This is a genomic window from Paenibacillus sp. BC26, from assembly GCF_900116125.1.
Lineage (GTDB): Bacteria > Bacillota > Bacilli > Paenibacillales > Paenibacillaceae > Paenibacillus_Z > Paenibacillus_Z lignilyticus.
In genome coordinates this window covers 307,407-327,383 of sequence record NZ_FPAD01000002.1, presented here as the reverse complement: position 1 = coordinate 327,383, position 19,977 = coordinate 307,407, and the positions used below count along the sequence as shown (strand labels likewise).

Below are 19,977 nucleotides of genomic sequence, written 5' to 3'. Positions count from 1 at the left end.
TTAGCGAGGAAATTGTACTTCCGAGTATGAGTTGAGCAGGTGTGGATATTATGAACTTCATGAATAAGTTGGCATCGTTGAAAACGCCTTCTATTTTTATAAAGCTGTTTCTTACGTTCTTCCTGGTTATTACGCCTCTTTATCTCATTACCTTGCGAATTAACGTGAAGGGATCGGACGGAATCCGGTACGAAATGTCGGAGTCTACGATGGCCAGAACCGATTATTTTATGAATATGCTGGAGAGTGAGATTGGTCGGATATCGGATTCGCTTCCGGAATATGTCGTCGATCAGGATCTTCAGAAACTAAGTTCCATTGGTGATGAAATTAGTCAGTACGAACGAATAGTACTTGTAAACGCGCTGCAAAGACGGCTGTACTTAATGAAGTATTCCAGCCTGTATATATCCGCAGCCAAAGCTTACATTCCCTTGATCGGAAGGACGGTCACGCAGGCTGATTTCGATGAAGGTATCAATGAGCCGGAATTCCAAGCCTTGAGGAAGCAGAATAGCGGCGGCCCAATCATTTACTGGAACGATCGATTGTTTCTGAGTCTGGCGTATCCGGCGAATGTGAAACGAAGCCCATTGTTCGTGCTCGGCATCGAACTGTCGACTAAGCAGATACAGGACATGCTTTACACCGTAGCAAGACCCGGTCAAGGGAATGCGGTACTTATTAATTTGAAGCAGCATTGGGAGATTGGCGATCAGAGGAACAAAATCGAGGTCGAGGAAATTAAGTCGTTTTTACAGAGTCAGCAGGACAAGGATGTTCAGAGCGGCTTGACGACCATGAGCCTTAATAAGAAGCGAACCATCGTATCTTATCGATTCTCACCCGCGATCAATTCTTATCTCGTGACGTTTACGCCGGAAGCCTATATGCTCGGTCCGTTGACAACGCTCAAAAACTGGTTTTGGGTGATGTCCAGCGTTTCCGTCATCATCATCCTATTTTTTTCCTACTCCATTAATAAAGTGATCCTGCGTCCGATGAGGAAGCTTATTTACGCCTTCAATCGAACGTGGGACATTCACACGTATCCGATCTTGCCGGACAATCGAAAGGATGAGTTCGGTAATCTATACCGGGGATTTAACAAAATGGTAGAGCGGTTAAGATGCTTGATCCAGGAGGTTTATGAGCAAGAAATCAGAAGTCAACGCTCAGAATTGAAGCGACTGCAGTCACAAATCAACCCGCATTTTTTATTTAATTGCTTCTTCGTCATGTCTCGGTTGATCAAGAGAGTAGATACGGAACAAGCCTATAAATTCTGTATGTATATGGGTAACTATTTCCAAATCGTAACGCGTGACAAGACGGATGAAATTCCGTTGGAACTAGAAATCAATCATGCTCGGACCTATGTGGATATCCAGGCTGTTTGTCTGGGTGATCGAATAAAAGTCGAGTTTCAGATACCTGAATGGATCGTAAACGAAGGGACCGTCATTCGCTTTGTCCTTCAGCCAATCATCGAGAACGTGTACAAGCATGTTTTTGAGCATCAAGAAGGCGATGGGAATCTATGGATTCATTTTGAAAAGAACGGCGATGAGATTTTCATGCATGTGGAAGACAACGGCAATGGTTTGGGTGATTCCATGATCGAACGATTGAACGGGAAAATCACCACTGAGATGGATGAAATCGATAGCTCGATTGGCATCGTTAACGTTCACAGACGCATTCAGTTACGTTACGGAGAGGACTGCGGTCTTACTTTTGCAAGATCTCGTCTTGGCGGACTGCACGTGCAGATTAAGCTTAAGACATGGCAGGGAGGGGAATCAGATGTATCGATCGCTCGTCGTTGACGATATGCCCATCGTAGCAGATGGCTTGATAGAGCTGCTGCAAGGCTTGACGCATTTAAACTTGAAATTGTATAAGGCATATTCGGGAACGAAGGCACTCGACATTCTGAGAACTGAAAAGATCGATATCGTGCTGAGTGACATCAAAATGCCCGGTATGCAAGGCATTGATCTGCTAAAAGAGATTAAGGTGAGCTGGCCAAACTGCAAAGTGATCTTTCTAACGGCTTACGATGACTTTGCTTATGTGCGCAGCGCGATTTCGCTCGGTGGCTTTGAATATATTTTGAAAATTGAAGGGGACGACAAAATCGTCCGGACCGTTGAAAAAGCCATCATTAGTCTGAACGAAGAAAACGTCGCTAGAACGTTAATTCACGCTGCTGACAGGCATACGACTTTGGCCGATACAGCTCCACAGGAAGCCTATGCATGGGAGTTGCTAAGCGAAGAGAAAACGAATGAGACCGACCTAATTAACGCATTCGTGGGGATGAACCCCTCTCTTCGAGCTGATTTGCCTGTGCAGATGGTGATGGGGAACTTTAAAGAGTGGGACTGTGTGAAGGATCAAGATAAGGCTGGGCTGCTCGCCACCGTTCAAACTATTATTGAGCAATATACGGGGGACTGTGCCCGTTTATTTATGAGTAGCAGCGATGATTCTCAGTTTCTGCTCCTCATTCAAGAGCATGGCGAAGGTTATGACGGGGCTGAACCCGTTTCCTTTATTCGCAACAAGTTGGAACCGATTCGCCAAACATGCCGAAAATTACTCGATATCCAGATCGCTTTTGTTCTGCACGATTTACCGGCAGGTTGGAGTGGGTTTCGTCATGTTTTTGAGAATTTGAAGAAGGATATCGTCCGTGGAACAGATAGTTCATTGGGAATGATTGAAACGGGAGCACTTAGTGAAACTACCGTACAATCGGACAAAGATGAGAGCGGTACGAACTATTTTCAGTTGTATAAAGTCCGGTTGCTAGACAATTATTTAGCGAGTGGAAACGAAGTTGATTTTACGAAATTGTTTCATGAGTTGAAGGCTTTTCTATTAGAGGATTCGACGTTTCGGCTGCACAAGTTGGAATGCCTTCATGCGCTTCATGCCATTCTTGTATCGAACATCATGGCTTGCCAAATGACGGATGAGCTGGAGATGGCATTCGAGATAAATAAAAGGATTCACCTTAGCGGTGACGGATCTTGGGAAGAGCTGCAGCAATATAGGCAAATTGCATCTTCCATTTTCGAGTATAAGCGAACCATGGCAAGCGAGAATTCGCCGGAGTGGATCGATAAGGTGCATGCGTATATCGAGGCAAATTTGGCTGATGATCTGACACTTCCTATGCTGGCCTCGCAGGTGAACTTTAATCCTTCTTATTTTTCCCGATTCTATAAGCAGAAGACGGGGATTTCGCTATCTGATTACATCGCGGATATTCGTAATGCAACGGCGAAGGAATTGTTGAAGTGCAACAAAATTAAAATTCAAGATGTCGCCATGAAAGCCGGCTATCAATCGAGTATGGCGTTTATTCGGTTTTTCAAAAAGCAAAATGGGATGACACCTCAGGAGTTTAGAAGAAAGATGTCATCTGCCATTTTTGTTTCTGACGCGAACAATAAATAGTTTTAGGCTTCCAATCGAGCAAGCTCCTTGCGCACGATAGGTGCGACTTTCGTGCCAAGCAGCTCGATGGCGCGGAGTGTTTCTTTATGAGGCATCGTGCCGACGTTCACATGAAGGAAGAAACGCGTCACGCCTAAGTTCTTGCGCAGGAGAAGGATCTTCTCCGCGACATATTCGGGGTCGCCTACGTAGAGAGCGCCTCGCAGACTGCGAGCTGCATCGAAAGTGGCACGACTGTAAGGCTGAGTCCAGCCGCGTTCACGCCCTATAACGTTCATTTGGGCTTGAGTCGGGAGGAAGAAGGCATCAGCGGCTTGTTCCGTTGTATCGCTGACGAAGCCGTGAGAATGTGTCGCGATTTGCAGCTTGGCTGGATCATGGCCTGCTCGAACTGCCGCTTCCTTATAGAGATTAACTAATGGTGCGAAGCTCTCCGGCATGCCGCCGATAATCGCAAACGCAATGGGCAGTCCAAGCATCCCGGCTCTTACTGCGGATTCCGGATTGCCGCCGCTCGCGATCCAAACCGGAAGCGGATCTTGAACGGAGCGAGGATAGACGCCGAGATTTTGGAAAGCCGGTCGATGGCCGCCGCGCCAGCTTACTTTCTCGGAGGCGCGAATCGCTAACAGCAGCTCCAGCTTCTCTTCAAATAATTCATCATAGTCATGCAGATCATAACCGAATAACGGGAACGATTCGATAAACGAACCACGGCCGGCCATGATTTCAGCACGCCCGTTCGAAATGCCGTCCAGCGTTGAGAAGGCTTGATAGACACGTACAGGGTCATCCGAGGACAGAACGGTCACCGCGCTTGTGAGTCGGATGTGCTTCGTCATAGCTGCTGCGGCAGCGAGCACGATGGCAGGCGCAGAGCCGGCATAATCCGCGCGATGATGCTCTCCGACCCCATAGACATCAAGCCCAACCTGATCGGCGAGAACGATTTCTTCAACCGCGTGCCGCAATCGCTCCGCGTGGTTAACGGCTTTACCGGTCGTAAGATCATTGGTTGCTTCTAAGAACGTACTGATTCCGATTTCCATATTCGCTGTGGTAGTAGTGGTGGTCAATTTGTTTCTCCTCCTTTATTAGTACTAGTGTACTCAGATGTGCGAAAGAAAAACAAGCTAATATGGAATAGTTAGTAGGATTTTGGGGGAAGGTATCGGTGCGCAGGAAGCAAGATTATTTGGGTATAATTGTAAAATATATGAACTAAAATAAATCGCAAAATAATACTTGCTATTGCCGTATGGTTTAGATATAATAACACTTGTCGTTTGAAAAGCATGTCGAAAAACGACGATAATTAGGCCCGTTGGTCAAGTGGTTAAGACACCTCCCTTTCACGGAGGTAACAGGGGTTCGAGTCCCCTACGGGTCACCATTTAAGAGCCATTAGCTCAGTTGGTAGAGCACCTGACTTTTAATCAGGGTGTCGTAGGTTCGAGTCCTACATGGCTCACTTTTACCTCATTCGATATGGACAATCACATATCACTTCGCGGTCGTGGTGGAACGGCAGACACACCATCTTGAGGGGGTGGCGCTCACAAGGCGTGAGGGTTCAAATCCCTCCGACCGCATCCTAAGAGAAGCCTGAAATTCCTTGATTCATAAGGGATTTCAGGTTTTTTGCCGTTTCTGCTTCATCCGATTCTGATATGATGGATATGATTCCCTTTATTTAACAAGGAGGAGTTCTCGTTATGTCCATTAAAGCTGTCTTATTTGATTTTGACGGTACACTTGCAGACACATTGCCCTTATCGTTCAGTGCCTTTAAAGCCGTGTTTAAACAGCATGATCATAGAGAGGTTACCAACGATGAGCTGATATCCATGTTTGGTCCCACGGAAGAAGGCATTATTGCGGAGAACTTTACAGCCCAAGCCTCCGTTCTACAAGCTATTGAGGATTATTACGCGTTGTATGAGAAAGGGCATTATAATAATTTTCCCGATGAGCAGGAGCTGATAGATTTACTTCAACACTTGAAGGAGCAAGGCGTGAAGATCGGAGTGATTACCGGAAAAAGCAGACGGGCGTTTGTGATCTCTTCCGAGGCTTTACAATTACGACGGTTCTTTGATGTCACGATAACGGGCGACGACGTCGACAAACCGAAACCGGATCCCGAGGGTATTCATAAAGCGCTGCAGCAATTGGGTATAGATAATGCGAGTGCCATATTTGTTGGAGATAGTAATGCTGACATCCTCGCGGGGAAAGCCGCGGGGCTTCGAACATACGGAGTCCGTTGGTTATCCACTTATCAGAGTTCCGTATATGATCGCATACCGGATGGCGTCTTTAACCGTGTGGCTGAATTTTATGAGCTTCTTGAGACAAAACAGTAATTCAGGGCATAGGGAGAAGTGACGCGGGTAGAGGTCGCTTCTCCTTTTTTTGTAAATTCCGGCATGCGAGAATGCTGCCGATTATGGTATTATATAGTTGGTGATACGTTTCACCAACCGAATAAAAGTGAAATGAGAGTGGACAAACGTGAATAACTCAGTCGAAACGAGCAAATCTCTTTCCAAAATCTCATTAAGTGGTGGTGGCCTGCAGTTTACCTTTTTGAACAGCGGTGACCTGTACCAGGCTTCACACGGAGATGTACTTATCAATCAAGTTCTCTCGAATGCCATCGATGGATCGTTTAACAATGTGTTTCTACGATTATTCGCCGAAGACGGGACGATTACGGACGTTGTTCCACTGCTGGGCATTCGATCCCAAAGCCGCTTTGCATATTCAGAGCATGCTGCCGTCTGGGAGGGCTCGGCGAAAGGCGTTTCCTACAAGGTTGTTTTCCGGTTATCGGATCGCGGCATCTGGTTCTGGGATATTGCCTTAACCGGTGACGGTGTTCAGGCGGATCTTGTGTATGGACAAGATATCGGCATAGCCAATCGCGGCGCTGTTCGTTCCAATGAATCTTACGTGTCGCAATATATCGGTCATTCCGTGTTCGAGGATTCGAGCAAAGGTTATGTCATTTGCTCCAGACAGAACCAACCGCAGCAAGGGAAATTCCCGTATATACAGCAAGGGGCGCTGACAGGTGCGATTGGTTACGCCACGGATGGATTCCAGCTGTTCGGATTGTCGTACAAAGAAACCAACGAAGCGGCAGGTCTAAAGCAGCCATCATTAGCGAATGAAGTGTACCAATACGAGTTTGCTTATGCAGCGCTGCAAACGGAACGGATCCAATTGAAAGGTTCAGCTCGCGCCGTGTTCTATGGCTTGTATAAGGACAATCATGCCGATGCGGTTGCTGCGCTTGAATATGGTGACGAGATTGCGGAAGCTTGGGCATGGGCGGATTCAAAGTCGCCGTTGGAAGCTGTTCAAGCGGCGGAGAAGGTTTCGCTTCATTCGACGATTGGACAGCCGCTCATGTCGGCATCGCTGACCGAAGCCGAGATTGAGGAGCGTTACCCATCGCGCCAACAGGAAGAATGGGATGGAGAGACATTGCTGTCCTTCTTTACGCCTACGCATGAGCATGTTGTCCTTAAGGAAAAGGAGCTTCGCGTAGAGCGCCCGCATGGCCATATTATGATGACCGGCAATAACGATCGGATGAACGAGCAGGTTCTGGCAACAACCTCATTCATGTACGGGATCTTCAATTCGCATATCGTAGTCGGCAATACGTCGTTTAACAAAATGATGTCCAATGCCCGCAACGCGCTTAATATGATGAAGACATCCGGTCAACGCATCTATGTCGAGCTCGAAGGAAGCTATCGCCTGCTGACATTGCCATCCGTCTTCGAAATCGGCTTCAACTATGCCAAGTGGGTCTATAAATTGCCGCACGATCAAATCGTTGTGACGAGCTTCACGACGCTCGATACGCCTGAGGTTCAGCTGCAGGTCGTTTCCGAGAACGGCAAGTCGTATCGGTATTTGGTGACGAATCAGGTAACGATGGATAATAACGAATACGAAGTGCCGTTCCAGCTGGAGCAGGAAGGCGAAGTCCTTACATTCCGTGCGGATGATCGTTCCTACAGCCGCTCCGTTTATCCGGATTTATGCTACCGGATGAAGCTCGCGGGTGCCTCCATGAACATCGGTGACGAGCGGCTATTGGCTGAGCATGTTCAGCCCGGCGATGCTTCATTGGTTGTTTTGCGTGTTGATGCAGCCGCGAATTGGAGCTTAACGATTCAAGGACTTCTGAACGGGGAAGAGCAGCCGTTTGTTACTCGCAATGCGGAAGAAGAAGCCGCTCGTTACCGTGACTTCTACGATAAGGTCATGAATGGCTTTGACCTTTCCTTAGTAGATGGAACCGTATCGGACGAGCTGGAGAAGGTGAACACGCTCGCTTGGTGGTATACGCACAACATGCTCGTTCATTTCTCAACACCGCATGGTCTTGAGCAATATGGCGGAGCTGCTTGGGGCTCGCGCGACGTATGTCAGGGGCCGGTTGAATATTTCATGGCCACGCAGAAGTATGACGTCGTTCGGACGGTTCTTCAGACGGTGTTCTCCCATCAATACGAGGATACCGGTAACTGGCCGCAGTGGTTTATGTACGACAAGTACAGCAAAGTGCAATCGGAAGAGAGCCATGGCGACATTATTGTTTGGCCGCTGAAGGTCATCGGCGATTATTTGAACGTGACCAAAGATTACAGCATTCTTGAAGAGCAGCTTCCGTATACGAACCGGCATACCTTTGCCTTTACGGAGCAGACGGATTCGCTGCTTGGGCATGTGCTCAAAGAAATCGAATATATTAAAGGGCACTTCCTGCATGGCACGAGCTTGTCTTCCTATGGCGACGGCGATTGGGATGACACCCTGCAGCCCGCTAATGCACAGCTGAAGAAGTATCTGGTCAGCAGCTGGACCGTATCGCTGACTTATCAGGTGATGAAGCAGTTAGCTGCGGCGCTTGCCGATTACAATAAGGAGCTGTCAGACGAGCTCAGCTTACTGGCTGCAGGCATACAAGCCGACTTCAACCAATATATGCTGCCAACCGGCACGATTCCCGGCTTCTTATATATGGAGAATCCGGAACAGGTGAAGCTGATGATTCACCCGGATGAGAGCGAGACGGGCATCCAGTACCGGCTGCTGCCGATGACCAGAAGCATGATCGGCGAGCTGCTCACCAAAGAACAAGCCTATGCCCATTACGATATTATTAAAGAAAAGCTGTATTTCCCGGATGGCGTCCGGCTTATGAACAAACCTGCTGCCTATAACGGCGGCGTAAGTACCCGCTTCAAGCGTGCGGAGCAAGCATCTAACTTCGGACGGGAAATCGGATTGCAATATGTTCATGCGCATATCCGGTTTGTAGAAGCCATGGCGAAGCTTGGATTCCGGGATGAAGCCTGGAAAGGACTGCAGGTGATCAATCCGGTTGGTCTGCGTGACGTAGTGCCAAATGCGGAAATTCGTCAAAGCAACGCCTACTTCAGCAGCTCCGACGGCAAATTTAATGACCGTTACGAGGCGCAGGAGCGGTTCGAGGAGTTAAGACAAGGTAAAGTTCAAGTGAAGGGTGGATGGAGAGTATATTCCAGCGGCCCGGGAATCTACATGAACCAGCTCATCTCGAACTGTCTGGGCATTCGCCAAGAGGGCGGAGATCTCGTCATCGACCCTGTGCTTCCGAACCATCTGAACGGACTGCGGTTCGAATTCCGCTTGATGGATCAGCCGATCCGGTTCGTCTATCACCTGGATGGTGGTGGCGCTGAACGCCGGGTAACGCTTAACGGAGCAGAGGTTTCGCTGCAACCGACTGCGAATCGTTACCGTCAGGGCGGCGTCCGGGTTAACCGCGAAACGCTTCTAGCCGGATTGCGTTCCGAACAGAATGTAATTGAAATTTATATGTAATACACAAAGCGAATCGATATGCTATCGATTCGCTTTTTTTTATGCCATATCGGGACATTTTATTGTATGAATATAGTAGAATTATCCTAAAAATTGTGATATATATGATAGTGAGGTAGTTCTAATGGAATAGTGTGGAAGACCTACCATAATAGTTATGATGCGAGGGATCCGTAATGAAGGAGCATTCGCGCAGCGGCAGCAAGATCTTTATTCAGCAGGATGCTGCATCAACAGTCATAAATGAAGCACTAATTGATTATTATCTGGATACCCGCAATTTTCAAGCGATAGCGAAGCTGCAGGAGCGTAAGTCCCAAGCTTGCAGCACCTGTTGGATTAGAGCTAAGGTGTGCTCGGATGGCACGTATTATATCCCTGAGCAGGTGATGGAGCAGATTCAGTGCAAGATCAACGAAACAGCGGCATCCGGCACGGTTTACATTGCAGATCCGATTTATTTCATCGAGCAGATGAAGGATCAGCTTGTAGCGGAGTACCTGGCTAGTGAAGGAAACTTGTATTATTTTGATCCCGTTTAGCGAGGGCAGCCGTCGAATCGTTTCGAAGGCTGTCTTCTTTTTGCTCAAAAAAAATTTACTTTGGAGAAGGTGTTAATCTATTCCATGTCGAAGAAGCAGGGGAGGTTCGACTATAAACGACACATCGAGTCAGAGGAGATTGGAGTCTATAATGAGCAAATTAACGCAAGTGAATTGGAAAGAAGTATCACTGGGCGAAGGTTTCTGGGGAAAATGGCAGCACACCAATGCTCGCGCTACGGTAAACGCAATTTACGACCGCTTCCATGAAACAGGCCGAATCGATGCCATGCGCCTCTCATGGGAAGAAGGAATGGACAATAAGCCGCATATTTTCTGGGATTCCGATGTAGCGAAGTGGATGGAAGGCGCCGCTTATATTTTGTATTACCATCCGGATGAAGAGATTAGCAAGAAACTGGAAACGGTCATTGACTATATCGAGCAGGGACAAGACGAGGATGGTTATTTCAATTCGTATTTTTTGACATGTGAACCGGTGAATCGTTTCAACGACCGCACCGCACATGAACTGTATACGGCAGGCCATATGATGGAAGCCGCTGTTGCCCACTTTTATTCAACGGGCAGTAAGCGCTTTCTGAACATCATGACACGATTTGCCGATTTCATTGAAAAAGCGTTCAAGCTTGAAGGAACAGCTAAATATTCGGCACCGGGTCACCAAGAGATTGAATTGGCACTTGTTCGGTTGTGGCAGGCTACGGGAGAAGATCGTTACTTGGCGCTCTCGAAGCATTTTATCGATATCCGCGGCACGCAAGCGCATGATCGGATTTTCTCCGTAAGGAATGGCACTTGGCCGGCGAGCCCGCCGCTTAACAGCCAATTATTATATAACGATACGTATGCGCAAGATGATGCCCCGGCGCGTGAGCTTCCTGCGGCTGCAGGCCATGCGGTGAGAGCGATGTATTTCTATTCGTCGATGGCGGACATCTCCCGGGAGTATGACGATAAGGAGCTGTACGAGGCTTGTTTGCGTCTATGGGATGATGCAACGCTGCGTAAGATGTACGTAACCGGCGGGGTGAGCGCGGAACGATTCGGCGAAGCTATCGGCGCGGCTTATATGCTGCCTAATCAGAGCTCTTATGCGGAGACTTGCGCTTCGATCGCCATGGCATTCTTCGCGCAACGGATGTTCTCCATTGAGCCGGACGCGCGTTATGCGGATATCATCGAGCGTCAGATGTATAACGGCGCTCTGGCCGGCCTCTCGCTGGATGGGACGGGGTTCTTCTACGATAATGCGCTGCAATCCGTGCCTGCGCACAATGATTTCTTGAAAGGGGTTCATGATACACGGAATTTGTTCCCCAACTATCGGCGTGAGCGTGTATTCGAATGCTCGTGCTGCCCGCCGAACATTCTGAGGTTCATTGCTGCGATTGGCGAATACGTCTATGCCACGCAGGAAGATACCTTATATATCAGCCAGTATGTGCAGAGCAAAGCGAATATTAAGCTGGCTTCCGGAACGATGCAAGTTGAACAAACGACGAATTATCCATGGACAGAAACCGTGCAGGTACAAGTTGGCGGCGAGGCTGTCGAAAGCGCAGCGCTTGCATTCCGCATGCCGGGCTGGTGCACGAACCCAACGGTTTCGATCGACGGCACAGTGGTGTATAGCAACAACACAATCGCTGACGGTCTCGTATTGAAAAATGGGTATCTGCATGTCCCTGCAAGCTTGATGACGAACGGTACCGTTTCGCTCAGCTTCCCTATGCCGGTTGTTGAAATTGAAGCGAATCCGCTCGTCATGGAGAGCGCCGGTAAAGTCGCGCTCATGCGCGGACCTGTTGTGTACTGTCTGGAAGCCGTGGACAATCCGTTCCATATCTTCGATATGACGATTCTGAGCCAGCCGGAGTACAGCCATTCTACTCGTGACATTAACGGCGTGCCGATGGTCATGCTTCATGGGAATGCGGCAGTACGCATCAGAGACGACTGGAATCAAACGCTGTATCGTCCGAGCGGCTCCAAATATACGCACGTATCGTTTACGGCGGTCCCTTATTTTGCGTGGGCCAATCGTGAACCGGGCGAAATGGCGGTTTGGCTGCAGAAAGAATCTAACTTATCCGGATAATCGATCCATACCGTATTTAATGGCTGCCCTTCGCGGGCGGCCTTTTTACGATCGTGTGGAAGCTTGTGTCGATAGGAAGTTGTATCCAAAAACAATGTCGATTACACTAGAAGAGTTCGCATATATATCTGGTCTACATAAGGAGTCATGTTCTTACTTATGCTCAGGAGATTAATTCGTAAAATGTCGCCCGCGAGGCTGATCGTATCTGTTTATGTACTGGGGATTCTCTTCATCACGCTGCTGCTCATGCTGCCGGTCAGCTGGAAGCCCGGCGTGCGTCTGTCCTTTATTGACGCTTTATTCACGGCTGCCAGCGCCGTGAGCGTTACGGGGCTCACGACGGTCAGCACAGGGGATACCTTCAGCGTCTTCGGCGCGGCTGTTCTTATCTTTGCTTTCCAATTCGGCGGGATCGGCATCATGACGCTCGGCAGCTTCTATTGGTTCTTACTGGGGGAGAATATCGGTCTGCTGGAGCGCAAGCTCATTATGATCGATCAGAACCGGAACCAACTGGCCGGACTCGTTCAGCTGATGAGGCTTGTATTGCTGCTTACGCTTGCGATCGAGCTGCTTGGAACGATCCTATTCAGCGTTTATTTCTATACGACCGGAGAGTCGGATACGATATGGAGTGCTATTTTCAATGGCTTATTCCACGCGGTTTCCGCGTTTACGAATGCGGGCTTCGACTTGTTCGGGGATTCGCTCATTCGATATTCCGACGATTATTTCGTTCAGACCGTATCGATGGCGCTAATTGTGCTTGGTGCCGTCGGATTCCCCGTTCTTGCCGAAGTGACGGAATGGGCGAGGAAGAAGAACAAACGGTTCCGCTTTTCCTTATTTACGAAGGTTACGATGGTCACGCATGCCGTGCTTATCGTGCTCGGCTTCTTAGTCATTTGGCTGACGGAAGCGGGCCATTCGTTCGCGAACATGCCGCTCCATCAACAGCTGATGAATGCGTTGTTCACTTCCATTACGTCACGCAGCGCCGGCCTTACCATCATCGATATGTCGTCGCTGCATCAGGCGTCGCAGCTTCTCATCTCGGTATTGATGTTTATCGGGGCAAGCCCATCCAGCGTTGGCGGAGGTATCCGTACGACGACGATCGCCGTTATAGTGGTTGTGATGATCAATTTTGCAAAAGGCGAGAAAGAGGTTCGGCTGTTTAACCGCTCCATTAGCAAGGATGACGTTTATAAGAGCTTCGTGTTTTTTGCTATGTCCGTGCTGCTCGTCATTGTGGGTATATTCGCCGTGCTTATGGCGGAAGGGCATCGATACGATCTCTCGGCCGTACTGTTCGAGGTCACGTCCGCGTTCGGTACGTGCGGGCTGTCTACGGGCATTACGGGGCAGCTGCATATTTCGGGCAAAATCACGCTTATTCTGCTGATGTTCATTGGACGAATCGGGATGTTCTTGTACTTCTCCTTGTTCACTTCCGGCAAGAAGAAGCCGGATATCAAGTATCCCGAAGAGAAGCTGATTATCGGATAATGTAAGGCTTTAAACCATTTGAATGTGCTTGCGGGACTGGCTTATAATCGTATGGACAACGTGCTAAAGGGGATGACGAAGAATGAGTGGATTGTATCATGTACTTGGAGCGAAGCAATTCGATCGGACTGAATTGGATGAGCTGTTCGAATCGGCGAAAGGGATGGAACAGGTAGCGCGAGAAGGCGGCAATCAGCGGTTCCCGAATAAAATAATGAGCACGCTCTTCTTCGAAGCGAGCACGCGTACCCGCTTCTCCTTCGAATCGGCCATGCACCGACTGGGCGGCCGCGTCATCGGTACCGAGAATGCGAGCCAATTCTCGTCCACGATTAAAGGAGAAACGCTGGAGGATACGATCCGCATCATTTCGGGGTACAGCGATCTCATCGTCATGCGCCATACGGATATCGGAGCTGCGAAACGCGCGGCAGCGGTATCTAATGTGCCGGTCATTAATGCGGGGGACGGCTCCGGCGAGCATCCTACTCAGGCACTCCTTGATTTGTATACGATTCAGAAGGAATTCGGCCGCATCGATGGCTTGCATATCGCCATGATCGGCGACCTGACTTATGGCCGAACCGTACATTCCTTAAGCTACCTGCTGGCGAATTATAAGGATGTGCATCTGACCTTTATCTCACCGGATAATGTGCGCATTCCTTCCTATGTGAAGCAGTACTTGGATGAGAAAGGCGTATCTTATGAGGAGACGGTCGATCTTGCGGGCATTGCGAAGACGGCCGACGTGTTCTACCAGACTCGGATTCAGAAGGAGCGGTTCCCTTCGCCGGAGGAGTACAGCAAGGCGGAAGGCAAATATATTATCGACCGCAAGCTGCTGGATGAGATGAAGGCGAGCGCGATGATTCTTCATCCGCTGCCGCGTGCCGGCGAGATTCATCCTGAGGTAGACAGCGACCCGCGGGCGGCTTACTTCAGACAAGCGCAGAACGGATTGTATATCCGGATGGCGCTCGTGGAGAAATGTTTTTCTTAGTAATCGAAAAGGCTGTATCCGGCAATGCGCTACAGGGCGCTTTCCGGATACAGCCTTTTTTACGTTGCTATTGTTTGGTAAGAATGATTGGACCTTCATCCGTAATGGCGATGGTATGCTCGTATTGAGCGGAGAGTCCGCCGTCCATCGTGCGTGCCGTCCATCCATCGGAATCGATCTTGCTTTGCCATACGCCGGTGTTCAGCATCGGCTCGATGGTCATGACCATTCCGGCTTTCAGCCTAATTCCGCGTCCGGATGGGCCATAATGCGGCACCTGCGGTTCTTCATGCATATCCTGCCCGATGCCGTGGCCGATAAATTCACGTACAACGGAGAAGCCTTCTGCTTCGGCATGCTTCTGGATCGCGTTCGATACATCGCCCATGCGGTTTCCCACAACGGCTTGCTCGATCCCTTTGTACATCGCTTCTTCGGTGACCTTCAGCAGCTTCTTCGCTTGCGCGGATACTTTGCCTACCGCGTAGGACCAAGCGGAATCCGCCAGCCAGCCATTCAAGTTGACGACCATGTCGATCGTGACGATATCGCCTTCCTTCAGCGGCGTAGCCGAAGGGAAGCCGTGGCAGATAACGTCGTTGACGGAAGCGCAGGTAGCGTAGGCGTAGCCCTTATAACCTTTCTGCTCAGGCTTCGCGCCGTGCTGCTCCATAAATTTCTCGGCAAATTGATCAATTTCATTGGTTGTGATGCCGGGTTTAATCATGTTCGCGATTTCGCGGTGGCAGGCTGCGAGAATTTCGCCCGCTTTGCGCATATGCTCGATTTCATCTTTGGTTTTAATTATGATCATGTTACACCTCTTTAATGGCTTATTATAATGAAAAAAACGCCCTTCGTAAAGAAACCGGGTTTGCGGCACGGTGTGAAATTCATCTAGCGGTCTGAATCAACATTTGACATAATAATAGGTAAACGAAGTTACCACGCTAAAGGGGGAGCAACTGTGAAAGGCTTCGGTATCTATAAGTCGAAGAAATATCTGCAGCGTGTTTTAATCTCCATCATGCTTTCCATGGTTGTCGTGCTCATGGCACTGGCCGTAGCGAATACGTACGTGCTGGAGGACTCCGTCAGGCGCAACCAAGAGCAGTCTAACCTCAAGGTACTATCGCAAATTCAATATAACCTCTCTTACATGAACGAAATTATTACTCATTTGTCCAACTACGTAAATAAAGACAATCAGCTTGCGACGCTCCTGTTCGACATGAAGCTGCCTAAGATGGATTTTATACGCGGCTATCAGCGGATGTCGAGCATTATGGAGAGCGCTTCCTTTCTGCATTCCATTGCAATTTATAATCACACGCAAAATGAAATTTACGGCACGACAAGCGCCTTCCTGCTGGACGGCGGCAAAACAAAGTCAAGCATCCGCGAGTGGCTCTTTAATCCTTCAAAGCCCCATCCAACGTCAAGACTTATTCCTGTCAGCCTAGAGAAGGCAGACGGAGGGATCGATGCTTTTGCTTTTCTCGTTACGAACTCGCTTAAACCGTTCTCCAGGGCGGAATCGGCGATCATTCTGTACATCAAATCCGATTGGGTGTTCGAAAGCTTGAAGAGGATGGATGCGGTCAGCAATGACAAAGAGGGCAATGAAATTTACATTGCCGATCAAGACGGCCATCTGTATTCTTCCGACGATGCCGTAACCGACAAGGAAAAGGCCAAGCGAGACCAAATCAAACAGCTGGTGCAGCGTGATAAGGGGTCGAACAATCAGCTTTCCGGCTTTGTCGTCGGGGATATCGACGGTAATAAGCAGCTCGTATCGTATATGGATGACGGGGTTCGAAATTGGACGATCATCTACGTGCAATCTTACGATTTGCTGATGAAGGATGTCCGGGCGACGCGGACGAAATCATTTGCCATTACGGGCATATTCCTGGTGCTGTCGATCGGCTTGTCGGTCTGGTTATCTTATAAACTGTATACGCCGATTGAACGGATGCTGCGCCGCATTCGCCTGCAAGCGCCGCGGGACGAGCAGAATTTAAGCACCTTCGATGGCGACGAGTTCCATCTGATGAGCGACAATTATATGAGGCTTTCCGACAAGCTGCAGGAAATCAGCTCGGAGCAAATCGTGAGCAAATATTATTTGCGCAAGCTGCTCACGGACAGCAGTCTGTTTACGCACCATGATATGCTCGAGGTGATCGAGAAGCATGGGCTTGGCATCTCGGTTAAGGATGAGCTGCTGGTCTGCGTCCTGCGGATCGATGAATTTCAGGCCTTTGATCGCAATACGACAGGAGCTGCGAAGAAGCTCTACAGCTTTGCGATTGTTAACATCGCCCATGAAATCATGGCGAAGCAGCATCTCTGCGAAGTGGTCGAGGTGCGAGGCGACCATGTGGTGCTGATCGTGTCGAATCAGTCTGCCGACGCCGGAGAAGGCGGTCATGCAGATCGGGCATCGGAACCGGCAGCAACGCTTACCGAGCAGGTCGTGCCGATCATCAAAGAGATTCAACAAACGATTCTCCATTTCTATGGGATCTCACTCTCATGCGGCGTAAGTGATCCGATTCCGCAATTTCCGTATATTTCGTCGGCTTATAATCAAGCACTGCAATTATGCAGCTACAAAATTATTTACGGCCATATGGCCACGATCATCCCCGAACAGATCAGAGAGAATTTGCTGAATAAGCAATCCGCCACCCCGGATGTCACGGAGCGCAAACTATCGGAAGCGCTGAAGAAAGGACAAATGTCCGAGGCGGGCAGCGAGCTTGAGAAGGCATTTACTCTGCTCGCAACATTCGGATATGACGATATGCTGAGGGCCGTCTCCAACTTGGCTTGGGTGGTGAAGAATACGGCGGCCGAAATCGCGAATAACCGAGTGATCAAATTTGATGTCGATTTGGAGTATGCGACTCAAATTACGCAGGAGAAAGAAACGCTGGAGGAAATGTACATTGCGCTGCTGTCGCTTTGCGCGAGAATCTGCGAAGGCCAGCGCCCGGCTACGATGGAACGCAACGATATGATTCTGGAGACGATCAAGGAATTGGTTGAACAGAAATATGCCGATATCAATTTAAGTCAACAGTCCATCGCGGCTACCGTGAAGCTGTCTTCGGCATATATCGGCAAAATGTTTAAAGACAGCACCTCGATGTCCATTACGGAATATATGAATGAGGTACGCTTGAAGCATGCACAGCAGCTGCTTGAAACGGATGATTATACCGTCATCGAAATTATGGAGAAATGCGGGTATTCGAATCCGAGCTATTTCTTCCGATTGTTCAAAGGAAAGTTCGGAAGCACGCCGAAGGAATATCGGATGAAGAAATCGATCTCATAACGGACAAGTCTATGGACCGCCGTTCCCAATTCGCCTCTCAAGGCAGTGGGAACGGCGGTTTTATTATGTCTCTAGGCCTGTAAACTGCATAAATTCGAACATTTTACACGTGCCGGATACAGCTTTTCGAAAATCGTATTCTATATTTCATTGCCCCGGCATGGCAACATGAAGGTCAGAAGGAGGAGGTCACAAGTCATGAGGAATTCGGGACAAAGCAGCAAAGGAAACTGGCTGGGTCGTGAATGGCGGCACTTGCGCAAGAACAGAGAGCTGCTGCTGCTCGCCGTGCCGGGCATTCTTTACAAATTAGTAATCAATTATTTCCCGATGGTCGGTTTGATTCTTGCATTTAAGTTCTTTCGGTATGATCAAGGCATCTTCGGCAGCAGGTGGGTAGGCTTCGATAACTTTAAGTTTCTCTTTAAATCGCAGGATGCACTGCGTATCATTCGGAACACCTTGTTGTATAACTGCGTGTATATCGTGCTTGGCACGGTAACCGCGCTGCTCTTCGCACTGCTGCTTAATGAAGTATCGGGGCGAATGGTGAAGATTTACCAGACTGCGATGTTTCTTCCTTACTTTATATCGCTCGTCCTTGTCGGCTATATAGCCTACGCCTTTCTGGAGCATAAGAGCGGTTATTTGAACAATATTCTGCAGAACATGGGGATGGAGCCGCATAAATGGTATTTTGAGACAACGCCATGGATCTTTATCCTGCCTTTGGTATCGGTATGGAAGGGTGTCGGCTTCTCCACACTCGTCTACTACGCCGGCATTATGGGCATTAACAGCGAATATTACGAAGCCGCCAGGCTCGACGGTGCTTCCAGAGTACAAATGATGACGCGAATCACGCTGCCGCTGCTGAAGCCGCTTATTATTATTTTGTTCATTCTCGGTTTAGGCAATATTTTCCGCGGGGATTTCGGTTTGCACTACTTTGTACCTAATAACGTGGGACTTAACTTCGCGACGACAGACATTATCGATACTTACGTTTATCGTGCACTTACGAAGCTGGGTGACATTAACTCAGGCGCAGCTGTCGGATTCCTGCAGTCTGTGGTCGGCTTGGTGACCATTGTATCGGCGAATTATTTGGTGCGTAGAGTCGATAAGGACAGCGCTTTATTCTAGGAGGAATTGTGATTATGTCGAATGCGAAATCCATGCAGCAATCCAATTGGTTCATCAATGCATTTTTCCTTATTGTCAGCGCGCTCATTGTGCTTCCGTTCCTGCTCGTCATCGCAGTATCGATTACCTCCGAGAACAGTCTCGTTCAGAACGGATACCGCTTCATTCCGAGCGAGTTTAGTTTGGAGGCATTCCGGATCGTGCTGAAGGAACCGACCATTATGCTCCGCGGCTATGGCGTCACGATTGCCATTACGGTGATCGGCACGGTGATTGCGCTGCTGCTTACCGCGCTGACCGCTTATCCGATTTCGCGGAGAGATTTTCGTTATAACCGCCCGCTCACGTTCTATGTGTTCTTTACCATGTTGTTCAGTGGTGGATTGATACCGTTCTATATTTTGATGACCCAGTACTTGCATCTGAAGAACACGCTCGGCGCACTCATCGTTCCGCTGCTGCTCAGTCCCTACAATATTCTCATTATGAAGGGCTTCTTGGACAAGATCTCGCTTGAGATCATTGAATCTGCCAAAGTCGACGGCTCCAGCGAAACACGGATATTTATCCAAATCATTCTTCCCTTATCGACGCCCGCACTTGCAACGCTCGGACTGTTCATTTCTTTCGCCTATTGGAATGATTGGTTCACCTCCTTGCTCTTTATTGATAACGATAAGTTTGTGCCATTGCAGCTGCTGCTCGTTCGGATTTTGTCGCAGATCGAGTTTCTCGCCAACTCACCGCTGGCTGAAGCGGCCAGTAAGCTGCAATTTTCCAATTTCCCTACGCTGTCAGTTCGAATGGCGATGGCGATTCTGGCAGGTGGACCGATGCTCGTGATCTTCCCATTCTTCCAGAAGTTTTTTGTGAAGGGCATCACAGTAGGATCCTTGAAAGGGTAACGGCATTTCATGAAAGGGGGTGAGCGGGAAAGGGACGGAGA

At 48.9% G+C, this 19,977-nt stretch carries 13 protein-coding genes and 3 tRNA genes; 14 read left to right on the top strand and 2 right to left on the bottom strand.

What is annotated here, in order from left to right; translation table 11 throughout:
• Window positions 1–59: 59 nt before the first annotated feature.
• Both BM412_RS17865 and BM412_RS17860 read left to right on the top strand, forming a co-directional pair.
• Window positions 60–1,829 (top strand): histidine kinase, encoded by a 1,770-nt coding sequence (locus tag BM412_RS17865; protein ID WP_218163158.1) that lies wholly within the window; start codon window positions 60–62, stop codon window positions 1,827–1,829.
• The gene (locus BM412_RS17860) at window positions 1,807–3,468 is read left to right on the top strand and encodes a response regulator transcription factor (protein WP_177245903.1); all 1,662 of its coding nucleotides are present in this window, start codon (window positions 1,807–1,809) and stop codon (window positions 3,466–3,468) included. Before BM412_RS17865 ends, BM412_RS17860 begins: the two co-directional genes overlap by 23 nt.
• 2 nt (window positions 3,469–3,470) lie before the next feature.
• Here the strand turns inward: BM412_RS17860 and BM412_RS17855 are convergent, their stop codons facing one another.
• Window positions 3,471–4,517: an LLM class flavin-dependent oxidoreductase gene (locus BM412_RS17855; RefSeq protein WP_091221262.1), complete on the bottom strand. Its 1,047-nt coding sequence runs from the start codon at window positions 4,515–4,517 to the stop codon at window positions 3,471–3,473.
• A gap of 269 nt (window positions 4,518–4,786) precedes the next feature.
• Between BM412_RS17855 and BM412_RS17850 the strand changes: the two genes are divergently transcribed.
• The 9 genes from BM412_RS17850 to pyrB all read left to right on the top strand — a co-directional run bounded on the left by BM412_RS17850 (window position 4,787) and on the right by pyrB (window position 14,536).
• Window positions 4,787–4,861: transfer RNA gene (locus BM412_RS17850), tRNA-Glu, on the top strand.
• A gap of 5 nt (window positions 4,862–4,866) precedes the next feature.
• Window positions 4,867–4,939, top strand: a tRNA-Lys gene (locus BM412_RS17845).
• 39 nt (window positions 4,940–4,978) lie between these two features.
• Window positions 4,979–5,060: transfer RNA gene (locus BM412_RS17840), tRNA-Leu, on the top strand.
• 123 nt (window positions 5,061–5,183) lie between these two features.
• Window positions 5,184–5,834, top strand: coding sequence for an HAD family hydrolase (locus BM412_RS17835; RefSeq protein ID WP_256256413.1), 651 nt, complete (start codon window positions 5,184–5,186; stop codon window positions 5,832–5,834).
• A gap of 148 nt (window positions 5,835–5,982) precedes the next feature.
• Window positions 5,983–9,357, top strand: a complete 3,375-nt coding sequence (locus BM412_RS17830; RefSeq protein WP_091221259.1) for a GH36-type glycosyl hydrolase domain-containing protein — start codon at window positions 5,983–5,985, stop codon at window positions 9,355–9,357.
• A 176-nt stretch (window positions 9,358–9,533) separates the two neighbouring features.
• On the top strand, window positions 9,534–9,899 hold the full coding sequence (locus BM412_RS17825; RefSeq protein ID WP_091221257.1) for a hypothetical protein: 366 nt from the start codon (window positions 9,534–9,536) through the stop codon (window positions 9,897–9,899).
• A gap of 151 nt (window positions 9,900–10,050) precedes the next feature.
• On the top strand, window positions 10,051–12,021 hold the full coding sequence (locus BM412_RS17820) for a glycoside hydrolase family 127 protein (protein WP_091221255.1): 1,971 nt from the start codon (window positions 10,051–10,053) through the stop codon (window positions 12,019–12,021).
• Between the two features lie 159 nt (window positions 12,022–12,180).
• Window positions 12,181–13,533, top strand: coding sequence for a TrkH family potassium uptake protein (locus tag BM412_RS17815; protein WP_177245902.1), 1,353 nt, complete (start codon window positions 12,181–12,183; stop codon window positions 13,531–13,533).
• Window positions 13,534–13,615: 82 nt separating this feature from the next.
• A complete protein-coding gene (gene pyrB, locus BM412_RS17810; RefSeq protein WP_091221248.1) occupies window positions 13,616–14,536 on the top strand; it encodes an aspartate carbamoyltransferase in 921 nt (306 codons plus the stop codon).
• A 67-nt stretch (window positions 14,537–14,603) separates the two neighbouring features.
• Here pyrB and map read toward each other — a convergent pair whose 3' ends face one another.
• Window positions 14,604–15,350 carry a type I methionyl aminopeptidase gene (gene map / locus BM412_RS17805; protein WP_091221245.1) on the bottom strand — a complete coding sequence of 249 codons (747 nt, stop codon included), beginning with the start codon at window positions 15,348–15,350 and terminating at the stop codon, window positions 14,604–14,606.
• Window positions 15,351–15,503: 153 nt separating this feature from the next.
• Here map and BM412_RS17800 point away from each other — a divergent pair, with 153 nt between their 5' ends.
• The 3 genes from BM412_RS17800 to BM412_RS17790 all read left to right on the top strand — a co-directional run bounded on the left by BM412_RS17800 (window position 15,504) and on the right by BM412_RS17790 (window position 19,936).
• On the top strand, window positions 15,504–17,885 hold the full coding sequence (locus BM412_RS17800) for an AraC family transcriptional regulator (protein WP_091221242.1): 2,382 nt from the start codon (window positions 15,504–15,506) through the stop codon (window positions 17,883–17,885).
• 198 nt (window positions 17,886–18,083) lie between these two features.
• The gene (locus tag BM412_RS17795; protein ID WP_177245901.1) at window positions 18,084–19,031 is read left to right on the top strand and encodes an ABC transporter permease; all 948 of its coding nucleotides are present in this window, start codon (window positions 18,084–18,086) and stop codon (window positions 19,029–19,031) included.
• A gap of 14 nt (window positions 19,032–19,045) precedes the next feature.
• Window positions 19,046–19,936, top strand: coding sequence for a carbohydrate ABC transporter permease (locus BM412_RS17790; protein WP_091221237.1), 891 nt, complete (start codon window positions 19,046–19,048; stop codon window positions 19,934–19,936).
• Window positions 19,937–19,977 lie beyond the last annotated feature (41 nt).